Genomic DNA, 17,599 nt, shown 5'->3' on the forward strand with positions numbered 1-17,599 from the left:
CGGGTGCCGCCGACGAGAAGCCCCGGCGTCAGGTGAAGCAGATGGCGCTCTGGCTGGAGCTGCCGATCCTGCTGGTGGTCGCGTTCTGCCTGGCCGTGCTGATCCGCACGTTCCTGGTGCAGGCGTTCTACATCCCGTCCGGGTCGATGGAGAACACACTGCTCGTCGGCGACCGGGTGCTGGTCAACAAGGTCGTCTACGACGTGCGTACGCCGGAGCGCGGCGAGGTCGTGGTCTTCCGCGGCACCGACCGGTGGGCGCCGGAGCACACCGACGACACGTCCGGCCTGACGTTCATGACCAGGCTCAGCCGTACGATCGGCGACCTGGTCGGCGTCGGCCGGCCCGGCGAGAAGGACTTCATCAAACGGGTGATCGGCGTCGGCGGCGACACCGTCTCGTGCTGCGACGAGCAGGGCCGCATCCTGGTCAACGGCACACCGATCGACGAGCCGTACATCTTCGAGGACTCGCCGCTGGACGACACGGTCGGCGACGGCAACGACTGCCGCTCCCGCCGCTTCCAGGAGATCGTCATCCCGGAGGGCCAGATCTTCGTGATGGGCGATCACCGCTCGGTCTCCCAGGACGCCCGCTGCCAGGGCCCGGTCCCGGTGGAGAACGTGGTCGGCCAGGCGTTCGTGATCGTCTGGCCCCGGGACAGCTGGGCTGGGATTCCCGTGCCGGAGGTGTGGGACGACGTGCCGGCCTCCTCCGCCGCGCCTCAGGACACGACGCCTGACACTCAAGGAGGATTCGTGCTCACTGTCCCCTTGTTGGCATCTCTGGCGCTAAAGGCGCGTTCCCGGTCTCGGTTCTCAGCCGGTCGTCGTAGGCTGCCTTCGTGATCGACGAGCAGACCGACAAGCCACGCAGTTCGTTCTGGAAAGAACTCCCCATCCTCCTCGGTGTGGCGCTGCTTGTCGCCATCCTGGTGCGGACGTTCGTGCTCCAGACGTTCTACATCCCGTCCCCCTCCATGGAGCACACGCTCAACGTCTACGACCGGGTCCTGGTCAACAAGCTCGTGTACAACTTCCGCGACCCCGCGCGCGGCGAGATCATCGTGTTCGAGGCGCCGGAGGGCTGGCGCAGCACGCCCAAGGGCGAGGACTTCATCAAGCGCATCATCGGCGTCGGCGGCGACCGGGTCATGTGCTGCGACGCACAGGGGCGCCTCCAGGTCAACGGCGTCTCCCTCGACGAGCCGTACATCTACTCGGAGAACGGCGTCCAGGACCCGCCCGCCTCCACCGAGTTCGACATCGTGGTGCCGGACGGCCGGCTCTGGGTGATGGGCGACCACCGGTCGCAGTCCGGCGACTCACTGGAGCACTGGACCACGTCGGACGGCGACATGGCCAAGTCGACGATCTCCGAGGAAGCCGTCGTCGGGCGCGCGTTCGTGCTGTTCTGGCCGTTCTCCCGGGTCGACTGGCTGTCCGCGCCGGAGACGTTCGAGCAGGTACCGTCCGGCAGCGGCGGCTGAGGGTCTCCTAGGCTGATGTGATGGTGGACTTCGTGCCGCGCCGGGCGGCTCGTGTGCTGCTGGTCGACGAGGCCGGGCGGGTGCTGCTGTTCCGGGGCGTCGACCCGGGGCGGCCGGGCGAGCCGTACTGGTTCACGATCGGCGGAGGCCTCGACGCAGGCGAGACACCGGCCCAGGCCGCCGCGCGCGAGCTGCGCGAGGAGGCCGGGCTGGACCTGCCGGTGGCCGCGCTGGGCGAGCCGGTGCACGCCGAGGTGACCGAGTTCCCGTTCGACGGCGTGTGGTACCGGCAGGAGCAGGAGTTCTTCCTGGTGCGCTCGTCCGGCGCCGAGATCGACACGAGCGGGTTCGACGAGGTCGAGCGGGGCAGCATCACGTCGTACCGGTGGTGGTCCCCGCCCGAGCTGGAGTCCGCGACCGAGCCGGTCCATCCCGCGGACCTCGTGGACGTGCTGCGGCGGGTGACCGCCGGTGCTTAGCCCGCCGAAGACGATCGTGCGGCGTGAGGGCGGCATCTATGCGCTGGAGCGTGCGCTGCAACGCCGCGGGTTCACGCTGGTCGCCGGCGCGGACGAGGCCGGGCGCGGTGCCTGCGCAGGCCCGCTGGTCGCGGCCGCGGTGGTGCTGCCGACCGGCAAGCGCGGCGAGATCGACGGCCTGACCGACTCGAAGCTGCTGACCGCGGCCGCGCGCGAGCGGATCTACGCGGAAGTGGTCAAGCGGGCACTCGCGTACTCGGTCGTGGTCATACCGCCCACCGAGGTGGATGCGCGCGGCCTGCATGTGTGTAACCTCGCGGCCATGCGCCGCGCGCTCGCCTCGCTCGCCGTCCGCCCCGAGTACGTCCTGACCGACGGCTTCGCGGTGGACGGTCTCGGCGTGCCCGGGCTCGCCGTGTGGAAGGGCGACCAGGTCGCCGCGTGCGTGGCGGCGGCGAGCGTGCTCGCCAAGGTCACCCGAGACCGGATCATGGTGGAGCTGGACGCCGAGTTCCCGGCCTACGGCTTCGCCGACCACAAGGGGTACGTGACCGCCGAGCACAACGCGGCACTGGCGCAACATGGCCCGTGCGTGGAGCATCGGTACTCGTACGCGAACGTGGCTGCCGCCTCCGGCCGCGACGGCAGCCCGCCCCGGGCCCGCCGCCCGGTCTCCGCGGAGTCCGATCGCCCGTCGGTCGTGTCGTCCGGCGGCACCGGTGCCGTGCTCGCGGGTGCCGAGGCGATGGCGCAAGTCGCCGCGGGCTGGAGTACCGTCGGCGTGGCATCGGAGCAGCAGCCACGACCGCCGACGTGGGTGGGGGAAGATGGCCAGATGAAGGGCGGACAACGATGAGCGCAGAAGATCTCGAGAAGTACGAGACCGAGATGGAGCTGCAGCTCTATCGGGAGTACCGCGACATCGTCCGCCAGTTCTCCTATGTGGTCGAGACTGAACGGCGCTTCTACCTCGCCAACCACGTCGACCTGCACGTCCGCAACTCGGACGGCGAGGTCTACTTCGAGGTCGAGATGCAGGACGCCTGGGTCTGGGACATGTACCGGCCGGCCCGCTTCGTCAAGAACGTGCGCGTGATGACCTTCAAGGACGTCAACGTGGAGGAGCTGGAGAAGCCGGAGATCTCGCTGCCGACGGACACCGGCTTCCCCAGCTGACCTCCTTCCCTCCCTCCCGGCCCGGAGCCGCGGCGATCGCGCCGCTCTCCGGGCCTTTTCATGTTGTGGGACCGGCAGGCCCGTTCGGTGCGCCACGGGTGCGCCGGTAGGTCTGGTTTCGCAGGTGGTGCGCGTGCGGCGTTTGTCGCTTGTGGCTATGGGCGCGAGAGGCGTGCCGGGAGTGCGCGACTTCGCGTGGCGGAGCAGCCGGTTCTCGTAGAGAACCGCGCTGTGCCGCGCTGGCGTGCTGTGCTGTGCCGATCCGCGTGCTGGCCTGCTGTTGCGTACCGCGCCGTTGCGCGCGGCACCGTTCCGGCTTTCGTGCTGGGCGGCGTTCGTGCCGCACCACCATGGGTTCGTGCCGCCCGGCATTCTCGACTCGGTCGCTCTCGCGCCGTGCGGTCGAGCGATCCGCACCGCGCCGGCCTTTCGTGCCGCGCCGGCTCCCACATCGCATGGTGTTTTTGTGGTGCGGCGGTTTGCGCGTTGCGGGATTCGCGCGGTGCGCTGGTCACCTGCGTGGCGGTGTGCCCTGGGACGGCTGTGGCGTCGTCGCGGTAGGCGGTGCGGGTCTCGGCGGGGACAGCGCGGCCAGCGTTGCGGTGTGGCCTGCGGAGAGCGGCACGGCGGTGGCGGTCAAGGGCTTGGCCGTCGTGGGAGGAGGCGGACTCGGCCGAGCGCGAGGAGCGTCAGAGGGTCGAGGTAGTCGGCTCCTCGGCGTAGACCCCAGTGCAGGCAGGCTGCGACGGGACAGCCGGGATGACCGGTGGTCAGCGCGCCTAGCGGAGTCCCGGCGGTCACGAGCCGGCCGGGCGCGATTGCGATGTGGAGCGGCTGATAGGTAGTGCGCAAGCCACCGGGATGCTCGACACTCACCACGCCCTTGCCCGCGACCTGACCGGCGAAGATCACCCTTCCGGCTCCGGCGGAACGAACGACCGTGCCGGGAAGAGCGCCGAGATCAACACCACGATGGCCGGAGAGCCAACGCTGCGGCGGCGGATCGAAGCGGCGGACGATCGGCGGAAACGTTCCGCTCAACGGCCAGACATACCTGCCCTCGGCCGGCGCGGAGGCACCAGGAGACGGTCCGCGGGCCGACGCTTCCCGGCCGCCGGCGGACGGTGGTGCGGTTGCCGACGGTGTCTGCGGCGAGCTCGATCCGGTGTTCGGGAACGGTGCCGCCTGAACCGGCACGGCCCGCGCGACCGGAGAATCCGGTGCTGCCACCGGTGTGATCTGCGCGTCCAACCGCCGAGTTGCTGGCATCGGTGCCGGCTGCGCACTCCAGGGTGGAGGCGCGGGCATCGGTGTGCTCTCCGCGTCCGGCGGCCGAGTTGCTTGCGCCGGTGTCGTCCGGGCGCCGGAGGAGCGCGCCGTTGACACCGATGCGGTGTGCACGCCCGAGCGAGCGGGGGAGCGGGAAGGAACAGCTGCGCTGCCGGGCGGCAGGAGCGCCGCCACGGTGAGAATGATGAGGGAGGGCGCGGTGGAATTCATGCGCCGAGGATCGCGCGAACACCATGCCTGTCGAATGCCGAGTCTCGGATCTGTGGACGAACTTTCTGCCTGTGGATAACCCGTCGCAGACTGGCGTGCTGCCACAGACTGGACCCGTGACGGAGCCACGGAACATCCCCGGTGATCTGTCCGGTGCGGAGGTGTGTGTTGCGGTCCAAGAGACGCGCAGACCTCGTGCGGCCGGGTCTCGGGCTCCCGGCTGCCCGATCGAGGAACCGGAGCACGTCGTCCGTGTGCGAGAGGGAAACCGGTCTTGCGGCCACGGATCGTGCAGGGAGGAGCGCCGGCGACGACCGGTGCCCGCGGGAGCGTGCGGAAAACGACCCGCCGGCAGCGGGAATGCGATTGTGGTCCTGGTCAGGTCCCTGTCGTGAGCAGTGCGGGGAGGCGCGCGGCGAGGCGGTCGTACTCGTCGGGTTGGTTGTAGACCTGGGCGGAGATGCGCAGCCAGCCACGGGAGTTCCACGCGTTGACGCCGACCGCGGCGCCGAGTTTGTCCGCGATGCGGTGGCGGAGGGCGACCGCGTCCGCGTCGGTGCTGGCGATGCCGCGCGGCAGCGGGACGACGCGCATCGCGATGCCGGCGCCGCCGGGGTCGGGCAGATCGGTGGCGCGCAGGCCGAGCGCGGCGCCGATCACCCGCTGGCCGTAAGCGGCGAGTGCCGCGTTGTGGGAGCGGACCCGGTCGTGACCGAGTGTGCGCAGTACGAAGAGGCCGGTGGGCGCGGACAGCCACGGACTGTAGTCGAGCGTGCCCTGGGATTCGACGTTCGCGGGGAAGCCGTCGTCGTGGTCCCAGGAGACGGCGAGCGGTTCGATGCGATCCCGCCAGCGCGGTGCCACCGTCAGCATCGCCACCGAGCGTGGCGCGAACGCCCACTTGTGCAGGTTGCCGACCCAGAAGTCGGCGCCGATCTCGTCGACTGCCAGTGGCAGCATGCCCGGGGCGTGCGCGCCGTCGGCCAAGACCGCCACGTTCGCGCGGTGTGCGGCTTCCACGATGGGTACGAGCGGGAACAGCTTCACCGTGGAGGATGCGATCTGATCCACGATCAGCAGGCGGGTGCGGTCGGTGAACGCGGCCCGGAGCAGCGACACCACCTCGCCGTCACCGGCGTTCAGCGGCACGGCCACCGTGCGGGCCACGGCACCGGTCCGGCGGCATTCCCGCGCGACCGCGATCGCGACCGAGCCGTAGCCGTGGTCGGTCAGCAGGATCTCGTCGCCGGCTCGCAGGCCCATCGACTGCAGCACGATCGCGATGCCGGCGGTGGTGTTCGGGATCAGCGCGGTGCCGTCCGGGTCCGCGCCGAACTGCGTCGCCAGGTGCCGGCGGGTGTGTCCGACCCGATCGCGCAGGCCCCGGGTGTAGAACCGCATCGGATCCAGCTCCACCTCGTCGCGCAGGCGCTGCTGGGCGCGCTGCACCGCGATCGGGGTCACGCCGACCGTGCCGTGATTCAGGTAGGAGACGGCCGGATCCAGCGAGAAGAGCAGTCGTGCACCGGCGATCGAGTCCGGCGGCCGTACGTCACCAGTGCCCACCCGTCGATCGTAAGGCGCAGATCGGCGTGGACGCTGCTTTTCAGGCGCGGGGATGAGCCTGACGGTACGCGGCGCGCAGCCGCTCGACCGACACGTGCGTGTAGATCTGCGTGGTCGCCAGCGACGCGTGTCCCAGCAGTTCCTGTACCGAGCGAAGGTCGGCGCCGCCCTCCAGCAGGTGGGTGGCGGCCGAGTGGCGCAGCCCGTGCGGTGTCGTGTGCGGCAGGTTTTCCGCCCGCGCGTAGGCCGCCACGATCCGGCGCGCGATCGTCGGCTGCAACCGGCCCCCGCGCGTGCCGAGCAGCAGGGCCCGTCCGCTGCCCGCGGTGGCCAGGACCGGGCGCGCGAGCCGAAGGTAGACGTCGAGTGCCTGTTCGGCCGGGACGCCGAACGGTACCGAGCGCTCCCGGTTGCCCTTGCCGAGCACCCGGACGAGGCGGCGGGCCCGGTCCAGATCGGAGAGGTCCAGGCCGCACAACTCACTGACCCGGATGCCGGTCGCGTAGAGCATCTCCAGCACGAGACGGTCGCGCAGCTCCACGGCAGTGACGGGTCTCCCACCGGCATCGGCACCGGCACCCGGATCGACGCCCGAGCCGGCGCCCGTCCCGGCTTCGGGGCCGGCCGGCGCCGAGCCGGCGCCGGGCCCCGCCGATCCCGCTGCGCTGCCGGGGCCGGCCGGTTCGGCAGCGGTACCGGCCTCTGCCGGCCCGGCAGCGGTACCGGCCTCTGCCGGCCCGGCAGCGGTACCGGCCTCTGCCGGTCCGGCTGTGGCGCCGGTTCCGGGGAAGCCGGATGCGGTTGGTCCTACAGCTCCGGTCACGGCGGCGTGCCCTGCGGTTCCGGGGCCGGCCGCTCCGGCTGCGGTACCGGCCTCTGCGGGTCCGGGAGTGGCGATTTCCGCCGTGCTCGCTGTGGCGGTTTCCGCCGTGCCACCGGTGATGCCGGTTCCGGAGGATCCGGACGCGGCGGGTCGTGCCGGTCCGGTTGCGGCGTCGGATCCCGCCGGTGCGGCGGCGCCGAGGCCACCGAGCCTGGCCGTGAAGCCGGGCCCAGCCGGTGCGGCCGCGGTGCCCGCGCCTGTGGTGCCCGCGCCTGTGGTGCCCGCGTCTGTGGTGCCGGCGTCTGTGGTGCCGGCGTCTGTGGTGCCCGCGTCTGTGGTGCCGGCGTCTGTGGTGCCGGCGTCTGTGGTGCCGGCGTCTGTGGTGCCGGCGTCTGTGGTGCCGAAGCCTGTGGTTTCGGCTGTGGCGCTGGGTCCTGCCGGTGCGGTGGCGGTGCCGTGCCAGGGGGTTCCGGGTGCGGCGGGGCCTCTGGTTCTCGATGCGGAGGTGGGGGAAGTGACCAGGATGGCTGCCTGGTCGGCGCGGAGTGCTCCGGGCAGCGTGCGGTGTGCCCGTGGGCTGGCCAGCTGCGCGCCCACGTCGTGCTCAAGGTGGCCGGCGCGGTGTGCCCAGGAGGTGAGTGCCCGGGCCGAGGCTGCGCGGCGGGCCATCGAGGTGCGGGCGGCGCCCCGGGTGCGCTGGCCGGCGAGCCAGCTGCGCAGCTCGGCGATGTCCAGGTCGGCGAGGGTGGTGCAGCCGGTGCCGGCTGCGTGGCCGAGCAGTGAGACCGCGTCGCCGACGTAGGCACGGACCGTGTGGGCGGAGCGGTCCTCGACGGTGGCCAGGTGGTGGGCGAACTCGTCGACGACGGTGCGCATGGCGGCCGGCAGGCTCTCGTACACGGCCTGTGTCGCGCGCGTGCGCGTGCTTTCCATCCGTCGACGGTCCGCCGCGGAGGGCACGGCGTCAAATCGGCACGCGTGTGCGGAGCGGCGGTGGTCATGGCGAATCGCGGGACGGCCGGGCCAGGGCGTAGAGGCCGTCGCGGGCGGTGATGAAGCCGAGTTCGGTGAGCAGGGCGAGGCGGCGCAGGGTGGCGCGGGGGTCGGAGCCGGTGCGGGCGGAGAGCTGGTCGGGCGTGACCTCGCGGCCGGCCGGGAAGGCCTCCAGGAGGCGGGCGGACTCCTCGTCGAGGCGGTCGCGGTCGCGGGTGCCGCCGCGCGGTCGCGGGGCCAGGTCGGTGCCGATCGTGCCGACCTCCTCCAGGATGTCGGCGGCGCCCGTGACCAGACGGGTGCCGGGCTGGTGGCGGAGCGCGTCGTGGCAGCCGACGGACATGGCGGAGCCGACCGGGCCGGGCACCACCATGGCGACGCGGCCGGTCAGGCCGCACGCGCGGCCGAGCGTCTGGATGGCACCGCTGCGAGCGGCGGCCTCGACCACGACCGTGCCACGCGTGGCGGCTGCGATCAGGCGGTTGCGGACCAGGAAGCGGTGCCGCAGCGGGTCCTCGCCGGGTGCCCACTCGCTGACCAGCAGGCCGGCGTCCGCGATCTGCTCGAAGAGCCCGGTGTTGCCGGCTGGGTAGGGCCGGTCGACGCCGCACGCGAGGACCGCGACGGTGACGCCGCCGGCCCGCAGCGCGGCGCGGTGCGCGGCGCCGTCGATGCCGTACGCGCCGCCGGAGACGACGGTCCAGCCGCGGCCCGCGAGGTCGAAGCCGATCTCCGCGGCCATCCGGTTCCCGTACTCCGTGGCGGCCCGGGCGCCGACGACCGCGACGGAGCGGGTCAGCGTCGCGGCGAGCGGCAGAGGCCCGCGGACCCACAGGCACAGCGGCGGCCGGGTGTCCCGGTCGACCCGGCTCGGCCCGCCGTGCAGGTCGATGGCGCGCAGGTCGGCCACCTGGTCCGGCCACTCGGCGTCGCCGGGGATCACGAGCCGGGCACCGACCTCCCGCGCACGTTCCAGCTTCTCCTCCGCGGTTCGCAGTGGGTCACCGGCCCGCAGGCGCGCGGCGGCCGTGTTCCGCGTGCGGGTGTGGCAGGACGGGTCGTGCAGGATGCGCCAGAGGGCCTCGGGCGCACCGAACGCCCGGACCATCTCCCAGCCGATCAGGTGCCCGGGCTCGAGCAGCCAGTTCAGCGCGACCCGGGCCAGCCGGTCCTCCCGCGTGCTCATCCGTGCTCCCCGGCGCGCAGCTGGCTGGCCTCGGCGACCTCGCCGGCGCCCGGCCGGTCCAGGCCGTCCAGGTCGGCGATGGTCCAGGCCAGGCGGAGCGTGCGGTCGAAGCCACGGGCGGTGAGCGAGCCGCTGTCCAGCGCGCGCTGGAGGTGATCGACGTCCGGCCGGGGCAGTTGCCAGGGTGGCCGGCGCAGCGCGGCGCCGGGCACCTCCGCGTTGGTGCGCCAGCCCTGCGCGGACCAGCGCGCCCCGGCCGCGGCGCGGGCCCGGGCCACCCGGGCGGCGACGGTGGCGGAGGTCTCGCGTGGCGCGTCCGTACCGACCAGGTCGGCCGCGCGCATCGGGTGCAGCCGGACGCGCACGTCGAGCCGGTCCAGCAGCGGGCCGGAGAGCCGGCCGAGGTAGCGGCGGCGGGCCACCGGCGTGCACTGGCAGGCTGAGTCCCCGGCGGGCTTCGCGCACGGGCACGGGTTCGCCGCGATGACCAGCTGGACACGGGTGGGGTACTCGGTGGTGCCGCCGGTGCGGTTGAGCGTGACCCGGCCGGACTCCAGCGGCTGGCGCAGCGAGTCGAGCACGCGTGCGGCGAACTCCGGCGCCTCGTCGAGGAAGAGCACGCCGCGGTGGGCCAGAGAGAGCGCGCCGGGCCGGGCCAGTCCGGAACCGCCGCCGACCAGCGAGGCCAGGCTGGCGGTGTGGTGCGGGGCCTGGAACGGCGGGCGGCGGATGAGGCGGCCGCCGGGCGGCAGCGTGCCGGCGATCGAGTGCACCGCGGTGACCTCCAGCGCGGCCTCGTCGTCCAGCTCCGGGAGCACGGACGGCAGGCGCTCGGCGAGCATGGTCTTGCCGGCCCCGGGCGGCCCGATGAGCGCGAGGTGGTGCCCGCCCGCGGCGGCGACCTCGATGGCCCGGCGGCCGACGGCCTGCCCGGCCACGTCGGCCAGGTCGGGGCCGGGCGGTGCCGGGGGCGCGGGCGAGCCGGGTGGCGGGAGCAGCGTGCCGCAGCCGCGGACGAAGCCGATCAGCCGCTGCAGCGTGTCGACCGCGCGGACGTCCATGCCGGGGACGACGGTCGCCTCGTCCGCGTTGTGCAGCGGGACGACGGCGCGGGTGAGCCCGGCCCGCGCGGCGGCGGCGACCATCGGCAGGATGCCGCGGATCGGGCGCACGGTGCCGTCCAGCCCGAGCTCGCCGAGGATCGCCACGCCGTCCAGGCCGACCGACGGCAGCTCACCCGCACACGCCAGGATGCCGGCCGCGATGGCCAGGTCGAAGGCGGACCCGCGCTTGGGCAGTGTGGCGGGCAGGAGGTTGACGGTGAGCCGCCGGTTCGGCCACTCCTCGCCGGAGTTGACGATCGCGGCGCGGACCCGGTCGCGGGCCTCGTTGAGCGCGGTGTCGGGCAGGCCGGTGAGCGTGACCCCGGGCAGGCCGGGCGCGATGTCGACCTCGACCTCGACCAGGTGGCCGGCCACCCCGACCAGCCCGACGCAGCACACCTTGGCGTAGCTCATCGCGGCCGTCAGAACGCGCTGCGGACGTGCTCGACCGAGGCCGCGCCGCGCCGTTGGGCGGTCACCGCGACCACGTCGAAGCGGACGTGGTCACCGTGGCCGGGTGCACCGGCGAGCCAGCGCGAGGCGATGCGTCGCAGCCGCTGCTGCTTGCGCCGGCCGACGGCCTCGGCGGGCACGCCGAACGTCGTGGACCGGCGCGTCTTGACCTCGCAGAAGACGACCTCGTCGCCGTCGGAGAGGATGATGTCGACCTCACCGTCGGGGCAGTGCCAGTTGCGGGCGACCGGGGTCATTCCCGCCTCGACCAGGTGCCGCAGTGCCACTCGTTCTCCGTAGGCGCCGACCGCGCGGGTTGTGGTTGTCATGGATCCACCGTGGTGAAAGGGTGCGGTGGGGGCAACGGTGCAAGCTCGGGGTGTGGGGTGGGAAACCGCCTGTGGAAACGCGGATGATCTCGCGGTGGTCGTGGTACGCGAGCGCGTGTGGAGTAGCGCCGGAAGTTTCGGTGACATACGGTGCCGACCGTGGATGGACGTCGGTTTGCAGATGAACCAGAACCGCAGTGGTACGGCGACTGGCGCACCCCCGCCGCCGACGAGCCCGCGGACGACCCCCGCGCGGCCACTCGCCCCCGCCGCGCCTCGGACCCGCTGACCGACCCGACCGGGTACAGCGACCACTGGAACGTGCCCCGCACCCGGACCCCGGAGACGCCGGACCCGGCCGAGCCCCGGTCGCGGTACGGCCAGGAGCGCGGCTACGAGCACGACGCCGTCACCGGCCGCGGACTGGAGGCACTCCCGGTGGTCACGCCGGCCTCCGCGGCCCCGGCGGCCCCCGAGTTCACCGCGCCCGCGGACCCGCTCGGCACCCCGGATGCGAACCGCACCGCGGCCTACCCGCTGACCGGCGACATCCCCCGCTTCCGCACCGAGGCCCTGGACCGCGCCGCCCTGCGCCGCCCGCCCACGAGCCCGGCACCGGCGAGCCCGGACCCGGCGAGCCCGGACCCGACCAGCCCGGCCGCCGCGACCCCCGGCACGCCGCTCATCCCCGCCGCCACCACACCACCCGCCGCACCGGCGTTCATCCCGCCCGCCGGTGAGCCGGCCTACACCGACCCGCCCTACCGCACGGCCCCGGCCGAGCACCCGTACAGCCCCGCCGCCGGCGACGCGCCCTACCCCGCCCCGGTCGGCGAGCGCGTCTACACCACCCGGCGGCCGATCCTCGCCGTACCCATCGGCCTGGTCGCGCTGCTCCTGGAGATCCCCGCGTTGCGCCTGCTCCTGGACGGGTTCACCGGCGGCACCGCCGCGGTCGGCAACCTGGTCAGCGGCCTCGCGCTCGCGCTCAGCCTGCCGCTCACCGGCGTCGGCCTCTACGCGCTGCTGACCACCGGCCGGGCCGCCGATCACCGCACGTGGTGGCGCCCACCGCTGGCGTACCTGCCGCTCGGGATCGTCCTGCTGCTCGCGGCCGCGATCGCGGCCAGGTAGAACGCGAAACGAGAGCCCTCCCGGGGCGGCACCCCGGGAGCGGCGTATGCTGGTCCACGGCGACCGCCACCGGCGGTCGACCTCGCGCGCCTTCTTCACGGCGGCCGGTAATCACCGAATGTGATCACCGACTCCCCGTCGTGGGGCGCCGGCCTCCCTGGTCCCGTTCTCGGCGCAAGCAGAAGCGACGGGCCCACCCTGGCCGGCGACCGGGCGCCAGGCGCCGAGCCGACTGGCTTCGGCGGCACAACCAGGGACGACGCAGGGAGCATTTCACCATGGCTGTAGTCAGCATGCGCCAGCTGCTGGAGAGCGGCGTGCACTTCGGGCACCAGACCCGTCGCTGGAACCCGAAGATGAAGCGCTTCATCTTCACCGAGCGCAACGGCATCTACATCATCGACCTCCGCCAGACGCTCGACTACATCGAGAAGGCGTACGACTACATCAAGAACACCGTCGCCGAGGGCGGCAGCATCCTCTTCGTCGGCACGAAGAAGCAGGCGCAGGAGGCCATCGCCGAGCAGGCGACCCGGGTCGGCCAGCCGTACGTGAACCACCGCTGGCTGGGCGGCATGCTGACCAACTTCCAGACGGTCTACAAGCGGCTGCAGCGGATGAAGGAGCTCGAGGCTCTGGGTGACCTGACCGGCACCGCCGCGGGTTACACCAAGAAGGAGACCCTGCAGCTCTACCGGGAGAAGACCAAGCTCACCAAGACGCTGGGCGGCCTCCGGGACATGCAGAAGGTGCCGTCGGCGATCTGGGTCGTCGACACCAAGAAGGAGCACATCGCGGTCGACGAGGCCCGCAAGCTGGGCATCCCGGTCATCGCGGTGCTGGACACCAACTGCGACCCGGACGAGGTCGACTTCCCGATCCCGGGCAACGACGACGCGATCCGCTCCGCCGAGCTGCTGACCCGCGTGGTCGCCGCCGCGGTCGCCGACGGTCTGATCGCCCGTTCCGGCCGCGCGGGCCGTGGCGGCGACAAGCCGCAGGGCACCGCCGTGGGCGCGGACGAGCCGCTGGCCGAGTGGGAGCGCGAGCTGCTCGAGTCCGGTGAGAAGAAGGCCGCCGACGCCGAGACCCCGGCCGCCGCCGAGGCCCCCGCCGCCGAGCCGGCTCCGGCCGCCGCCGAGTAAAGCCGAGGAAGACGGTGCGGGCCGGAGACGGCCCGCACCGCACCTGCCGCCAGCCGACACAGACATCGAAGAGAGAGTCATGTCCAACTTCACCGCCGCGGACGTCAAGAAGCTGCGCGACCTCACGGGCGCCGGCATGATGGACAGCAAGAAGGCCCTGACCGAGGCCGAGGGCGACTTCGACAAGGCCGTCGAGCTGCTCCGCATCAAGGGCGCGAAGGACGTCGGCAAGCGCGCCGGCCGTACCGCCGCCAACGGTCTCGTCGCCCACTCCGGCAAGGCCCTGCTCGAGATCAACTGTGAGACCGACTTCGTCGCGAAGAACGCCGACTTCGTCGCGTTCGCGCAGGAGCTGGTCGAGCACGGCGCGACCGCCGGCGTCACCGACGCGGAGGGCCTGAAGGCCTCCACGCTGGCCGACGGCCGCACCGTCGACGCCGCCGTCCAGGAGCTCTCCGCCAAGATCGGCGAGAAGCTGGTCGTGAACCGGTTCGCCGTTCTCGACGGCACCACCGCGGTCTACCTGCACCGCAAGGCGCAGGACCTGCCGCCGGCCGTCGGCGTGCTGGTGGAGTACACCGGCAAGTCCGACGAGGCCGCCGACGCGGACGCGCGCGCCGTCGCGATGCAGATCGCCGCCATGCGCCCGAAGTACGTCACCCGCGACGAGGTCCCGGCGGACGTCGTCGAGTCGGAGCGCCGGATCGCCGAGCAGACCGCCCGCGAGGAGGGCAAGCCGGAGGCGGCGCTGCCGAAGATCGTCGAGGGCCGGGTCAACGGCTTCTTCAAGGACACCGTGCTGATCGAGCAGGCCTCGGTCGCGGACAGCAAGAAGACCGTGAAGCAGGTTCTCGGCGAGGCGGGTATCGAGATCACCCGGTTCGTCCGGCTCGAGGTCGGCCAGGCCTGATACCGGGCTCACGCACGACACGGCGCCGGCTCCCAGGCCGGCGCCGCAGGCCATGACACGAGGAGGCCGTTGGTGTACTGCGACAGGCACCGCGGTCTCCTCGTCGCATATGGTGCACACCGCAACGGTCGTGTGTCGGTGTGGCAGCGCCGGCGGGTAAGTCAGAGACAACAGGTTGAGGGAAGGCGGGTCGCATGACGGTGGTGACCGAGCAGGTCGTTCCGGTGGAGGACGCGGCGGGCTCACCGGCGGGCGGCAAGCCCCGGCGGGTCGTGCTGAAGCTCTCCGGTGAGGTCTTCGGCGGCGGCAGCATCGGCGTCGACCCGGACGTGGTGTCCGCCATCGCGCGCCAGATCGCCACGGTGGTCCGGCGCGGCGTCCAGGTCTCCGTGGTGGTCGGCGGCGGCAACTTCTTCCGCGGCGCCGACCTGCAGAAGCGCGGCATGGACCGCAACCGGGCCGACTACATGGGCATGCTCGGCACCGTGATGAACTCGCTCGCGCTCCAGGACTTCCTGGAGAAGGAGGGCGTCGAGACGCGCGTGCAGAGCGCGATCACGATGGCCCAGGTCGCCGAGCCGTACATTCCGCTCCGCGCGATCCGGCACCTCCAGAAGGGCCGCGTCGTGATCTTCGGCGCCGGCGCCGGCATGCCGTACTTCTCGACGGACACCGTGGCCGCCCAGCGCGCGCTGGAGATCAAAGCCGATGTGGTGCTGATGAGCAAGAACGGCGTCGACGGCGTCTACACCGCGGACCCGCGGACCGACCCGACCGCCACCAAGCTCGACTTCGTCACGTTCGCCGAGGCGCTCCAGCAGGGCCTGCGGGTGGCCGACGCGACCGCGTTCAGCCTCTGCATGGACAACGGGATGCCGATGCTGGTCTTCGGCGCCGAGGGGCCGGACACGATCATCAAGGCCGTGGGCGGCGAGAAGATCGGCACCCTGATCACCGCCTAGGGCGGGAAAAGCAAGATCAAATCTAAGAGCATGATGGGGTACGGGAGGCGCCGCGCCGCATGCAGCGCGGAGTTCTGCCGGACCAGTGGATGACCCCGGGTATTGGACGCAGCACCCGCCGAGCAGGAGTGAGGAGGCGACGGAGCGGTGATCGACGATACGCTCCTCGAGGCCGAGGAAAAGATGGAGCGTGCCGTGGAGCACGCCAAGGACGAGCTGGCTTCCATCCGCACCGGTCGCGCCACACCGGCGATGTTCTCCCGGATCGTCATCGACTACTACGGCACGCCCACGCCGCTCCCGCAGATGGCCTCCGTCGCCATCCCGGAGCCGCGGATGGCGATCATCAAGCCGTACGACGCCTCGCAGCTGAGCGCCATGGAGAAGGCCATCCGCGACTCGGACCTCGGGGTCAACCCGTCGAACGAGGGCTCGATGCTGCGCATCCTGCTGCCGCAGATGACCGAGGAGCGCCGCCGCGAGATGGTCAAGGTCGCCCGTGGCAAGGCCGAGGACGGCAAGGTGGCGGTGCGTAACGTGCGCCGCCGCGCCAAGGAGGAGCTGGACCGGATCGTCAAGGACGGCGAGGCCGGCGAGGACGACGGTCGCCGCGCCGAGAAGGAGCTGGACGACCTCACCCACCGGTACGTGGCCCAGGTTGACGAACTGGTCAAGCACAAGGAAGCCGAGCTCCTCGAGGTCTGATGCCGCACCTCGACCCCTACGACGACGCGCGCGACGCACGGCAGCGGGCGCGGCACGGTGGTGCCGCGCCCGACCCGTACCGCCCGGACCGCGACCCCCGCGGTGACCGGCCAGGCGGCCGGGAGCCGATCGCGCCCGGCTACGCGCCGCCCGGCACGGAGGCGGGCGCCACCGCGGAGTTCGTGCTGGACCGCCCGTCCGGCCCACCACCCGCCGTGGTCCCCGGCCGCCCGGGCGCCCCTGTGCACCCGGGCCCCGACGTGCGCCCGGGTGCCGACACGCGTCTCGGTCCGGACACGTCGGCGCGTTCCGGTCTCGGCGTTCCGGTGCGCCCGGGGGGCGATGGCCCGGTGCGCCCGGGGGGCGACGGTCCGGTGCGCCCGGGGGGCGACAGTCGCCTGCGCGCAGGGGCCGAGAGCCACCCGCCTTCCGGAGCCGGTGGCCCGGTGCGCCCGGGTGCGGGCGGCCCGGTGCCCTCCGGTCCCGGAGCCGGTGTGTCCGGTGGCCGTCCGCACGGCATGCCGCCCGCGGGGCCCGCAGAGAGCGACGCGCCGGACCTCGGCGATCTGCCCGAGCCGCCGCGCCGCCGGGTCAAGGGGCGCCGCCGCGCGACCTGGACCGGTGCGCCCGCGGCCGGCAACGCGGTCCGGCAGGCCGCCTACGAGTCCGGTGACGACGAGATCGCGAAGGGGCGCAGCCTGCCGTCGGCCGGCCGTAACCTGCCGGCCGCGATCGGCGTCAGCCTGGGCCTCGGTGCCGTCGTCGCCGGTTCCCTGTTCTTCTGGCGCGAGGGCTTCCTGCTGCTCATAGCGGCCCTGATCGCGGTCGGCATCTGGGAGATGACCCGCGCGCTCGCGGTAGGTGGTGCCCGCGCCCCGCAGATCCCGCTGACCATCGGCGGCGTGCTGATGGCCGGCCTGGCGTGGTACGCCGGCCCGGACGCGCTCGCGCTCGGACTGCTGGTCACGGTGCTGGCCAGCATGCTGTGGCGGCTCGGCGACGGCCGGGCCGGGTTCCTCCGGGACGCGGCCGCGGCCACGCTGATCGCGGTCTACGTGCCGTTCCTCGGCGGCTTCGCGGCGCTGCTCGCCTATCCGGACGACGGCGTGGCCCGTGTGGTGGTAACGGTGGTCGCGGTGGTGCTCACCGACACCGGCGGGTACGCGGCCGGCGTCTTCCTCGGCAAGCACTACATGGCGCCGTCGATCAGCCCGAAGAAGTCCTGGGAGGGCTTCGCCGGCTCCGCGCTCGCGTCCGCGCTGGGCAGCGCACTGCTGGTCTATCTGCTGCTCGGCGTGGCACCCTGGTGGGGCGCGCTGTTCGGAATCGGCGTAACGATCTCCGCGGTGCTCGGTGATCTGGCAGAGTCGATGATCAAGAGGGATCTCGGCATCAAGGACATGAGCAATCTGCTCCCGGGCCACGGCGGCCTGATGGACCGCCTCGACTCGATCCTGTTCGCGCTGCCGACGGCATTCCTGCTGCTCTCCGTGCTCGCGCCCGGCTCCTGAGCGCGCCGCGGGGGCCGGCCGGCTCTCGCGGCGAGGGGGTAGGGGTGAGCGATCACGCAGCTTTGGCACCCTGTGCGGCATTAAGACCGGCCGTACCGTGGGAGACTGGACAGGTCGCGGCCGTGTTCCCACCCT

Annotated in this window: 16 protein-coding genes and 2 pseudogenes; 11 read left to right on the forward strand and 7 right to left on the reverse strand. The window is 72.7% G+C overall.

The window, feature by feature from the left end; all coding sequences use genetic code 11:
- Window positions 1-41: 41 nt before the first annotated feature.
- From lepB (J2S42_RS28720) to J2S42_RS28740, 5 genes are read left to right on the forward strand one after another with little or no spacing between them, the layout of a single operon-like run.
- Window positions 42-848 (forward strand): signal peptidase I, encoded by an 807-nt coding sequence (gene lepB / locus J2S42_RS28720; protein ID WP_307249091.1) that lies wholly within the window; start codon window positions 42-44, stop codon window positions 846-848.
- Window positions 845-1,489, forward strand: a complete 645-nt coding sequence (gene lepB, locus J2S42_RS28725; protein ID WP_307244044.1) for a signal peptidase I — start codon at window positions 845-847, stop codon at window positions 1,487-1,489. Before lepB (J2S42_RS28720) ends, lepB (J2S42_RS28725) begins: the two co-directional genes overlap by 4 nt.
- Before the next feature lie 20 nt (window positions 1,490-1,509).
- Window positions 1,510-1,968, forward strand: a complete 459-nt coding sequence (locus J2S42_RS28730; RefSeq protein WP_307244046.1) for an NUDIX hydrolase — start codon at window positions 1,510-1,512, stop codon at window positions 1,966-1,968.
- On the forward strand, window positions 1,961-2,824 hold the full coding sequence (locus J2S42_RS28735) for a ribonuclease HII (RefSeq protein ID WP_307244048.1): 864 nt from the start codon (window positions 1,961-1,963) through the stop codon (window positions 2,822-2,824). The genes J2S42_RS28730 and J2S42_RS28735 overlap by 8 nt, the downstream gene beginning before the upstream one ends.
- On the forward strand, window positions 2,821-3,144 hold the full coding sequence (locus tag J2S42_RS28740) for a DUF2469 domain-containing protein (RefSeq protein ID WP_033343857.1): 324 nt from the start codon (window positions 2,821-2,823) through the stop codon (window positions 3,142-3,144). Before J2S42_RS28735 ends, J2S42_RS28740 begins: the two co-directional genes overlap by 4 nt.
- 636 nt (window positions 3,145-3,780) lie before the next feature.
- On the opposite strand, the gene J2S42_RS28745 is transcribed toward J2S42_RS28740, so the two are convergent.
- From J2S42_RS28745 to J2S42_RS28775, 7 genes and pseudogenes are all read right to left on the reverse strand, one after another.
- Complete coding sequence (locus J2S42_RS28745; protein ID WP_307244050.1) at window positions 3,781-4,644, reverse strand: M23 family metallopeptidase; 864 nt, start codon at window positions 4,642-4,644, stop codon at window positions 3,781-3,783.
- Window positions 4,645-5,022: 378 nt separating this feature from the next.
- A complete protein-coding gene (locus J2S42_RS28750; RefSeq protein ID WP_307244052.1) occupies window positions 5,023-6,210 on the reverse strand; it encodes an aminotransferase class V-fold PLP-dependent enzyme in 1,188 nt (395 codons plus the stop codon).
- A gap of 40 nt (window positions 6,211-6,250) precedes the next feature.
- Window positions 6,251-6,751 (reverse strand): annotated as a pseudogene (locus tag J2S42_RS28755) (tyrosine-type recombinase/integrase); the annotation flags it as partial.
- Window positions 6,752-7,657: 906 nt separating this feature from the next.
- Window positions 7,658-7,966 (reverse strand): annotated as a pseudogene (locus tag J2S42_RS28760) (site-specific integrase); the annotation flags it as partial.
- Between the two features lie 64 nt (window positions 7,967-8,030).
- Window positions 8,031-9,212 (reverse strand): DNA-processing protein DprA, encoded by a 1,182-nt coding sequence (gene dprA / locus J2S42_RS28765; protein ID WP_307244053.1) that lies wholly within the window; start codon window positions 9,210-9,212, stop codon window positions 8,031-8,033.
- A complete protein-coding gene (locus J2S42_RS28770; protein WP_307244055.1) occupies window positions 9,209-10,729 on the reverse strand; it encodes a YifB family Mg chelatase-like AAA ATPase in 1,521 nt (506 codons plus the stop codon). The genes dprA and J2S42_RS28770 overlap by 4 nt, the downstream gene beginning before the upstream one ends.
- Window positions 10,730-10,737: 8 nt before the next feature.
- Window positions 10,738-11,097 (reverse strand): YraN family protein, encoded by a 360-nt coding sequence (locus J2S42_RS28775; RefSeq protein ID WP_307244057.1) that lies wholly within the window; start codon window positions 11,095-11,097, stop codon window positions 10,738-10,740.
- Between the two features lie 159 nt (window positions 11,098-11,256).
- Between J2S42_RS28775 and J2S42_RS28780 the strand changes: the two genes are divergently transcribed.
- From J2S42_RS28780 to J2S42_RS28805, 6 genes are all read left to right on the forward strand, one after another.
- Window positions 11,257-12,231: a hypothetical protein gene (locus tag J2S42_RS28780; protein ID WP_307244059.1), complete on the forward strand. Its 975-nt coding sequence runs from the start codon at window positions 11,257-11,259 to the stop codon at window positions 12,229-12,231.
- 278 nt (window positions 12,232-12,509) lie between these two features.
- On the forward strand, window positions 12,510-13,376 hold the full coding sequence (gene rpsB, locus J2S42_RS28785; protein WP_307244061.1) for a 30S ribosomal protein S2: 867 nt from the start codon (window positions 12,510-12,512) through the stop codon (window positions 13,374-13,376).
- A gap of 79 nt (window positions 13,377-13,455) precedes the next feature.
- A complete protein-coding gene (tsf, locus tag J2S42_RS28790) occupies window positions 13,456-14,286 on the forward strand; it encodes a translation elongation factor Ts (protein WP_307244063.1) in 831 nt (276 codons plus the stop codon).
- Window positions 14,287-14,480: 194 nt separating this feature from the next.
- Window positions 14,481-15,248, forward strand: a complete 768-nt coding sequence (gene pyrH / locus J2S42_RS28795) for a UMP kinase (protein WP_307244065.1) — start codon at window positions 14,481-14,483, stop codon at window positions 15,246-15,248.
- Window positions 15,249-15,395: 147 nt separating this feature from the next.
- Window positions 15,396-15,953 carry a ribosome recycling factor gene (gene frr / locus J2S42_RS28800; RefSeq protein ID WP_307244066.1) on the forward strand — a complete coding sequence of 186 codons (558 nt, stop codon included), beginning with the start codon at window positions 15,396-15,398 and terminating at the stop codon, window positions 15,951-15,953.
- Window positions 15,953-17,464 carry a phosphatidate cytidylyltransferase gene (locus J2S42_RS28805; RefSeq protein WP_370879282.1) on the forward strand — a complete coding sequence of 504 codons (1,512 nt, stop codon included), beginning with the start codon at window positions 15,953-15,955 and terminating at the stop codon, window positions 17,462-17,464. The genes frr and J2S42_RS28805 overlap by 1 nt, the downstream gene beginning before the upstream one ends.
- Window positions 17,465-17,599 lie beyond the last annotated feature (135 nt).

This window comes from Catenuloplanes indicus (assembly GCF_030813715.1).
Classification (GTDB): Bacteria; Actinomycetota; Actinomycetes; order Mycobacteriales; family Micromonosporaceae; genus Catenuloplanes; species Catenuloplanes indicus.

Coding starts and splice junctions, on each gene's coding strand:
- lepB (WP_307249091.1), top strand. CDS start 42: ATGGCGCTCTGGCTGGAGCTGCCGATCCTGCTGGTGGTCGCGTTCTGC.
- J2S42_RS28730 (WP_307244046.1), top strand. CDS start 1,510: ATGGTGGACTTCGTGCCGCGCCGGGCGGCTCGTGTGCTGCTGGTCGAC.
- J2S42_RS28740 (WP_033343857.1), top strand. CDS start 2,821: ATGAGCGCAGAAGATCTCGAGAAGTACGAGACCGAGATGGAGCTGCAG.
- J2S42_RS28745 (WP_307244050.1), bottom strand. CDS start 4,644: ATGAATTCCACCGCGCCCTCCCTCATCATTCTCACCGTGGCGGCGCTC.
- dprA (WP_307244053.1), bottom strand. CDS start 9,212: ATGAGCACGCGGGAGGACCGGCTGGCCCGGGTCGCGCTGAACTGGCTG.
- J2S42_RS28770 (WP_307244055.1), bottom strand. CDS start 10,729: ATGAGCTACGCCAAGGTGTGCTGCGTCGGGCTGGTCGGGGTGGCCGGC.
- J2S42_RS28775 (WP_307244057.1), bottom strand. CDS start 11,097: ATGACAACCACAACCCGCGCGGTCGGCGCCTACGGAGAACGAGTGGCA.
- rpsB (WP_307244061.1), top strand. CDS start 12,510: ATGGCTGTAGTCAGCATGCGCCAGCTGCTGGAGAGCGGCGTGCACTTC.
- tsf (WP_307244063.1), top strand. CDS start 13,456: ATGTCCAACTTCACCGCCGCGGACGTCAAGAAGCTGCGCGACCTCACG.
- pyrH (WP_307244065.1), top strand. CDS start 14,481: ATGACGGTGGTGACCGAGCAGGTCGTTCCGGTGGAGGACGCGGCGGGC.
- J2S42_RS28805 (WP_370879282.1), top strand. CDS start 15,953: ATGCCGCACCTCGACCCCTACGACGACGCGCGCGACGCACGGCAGCGG.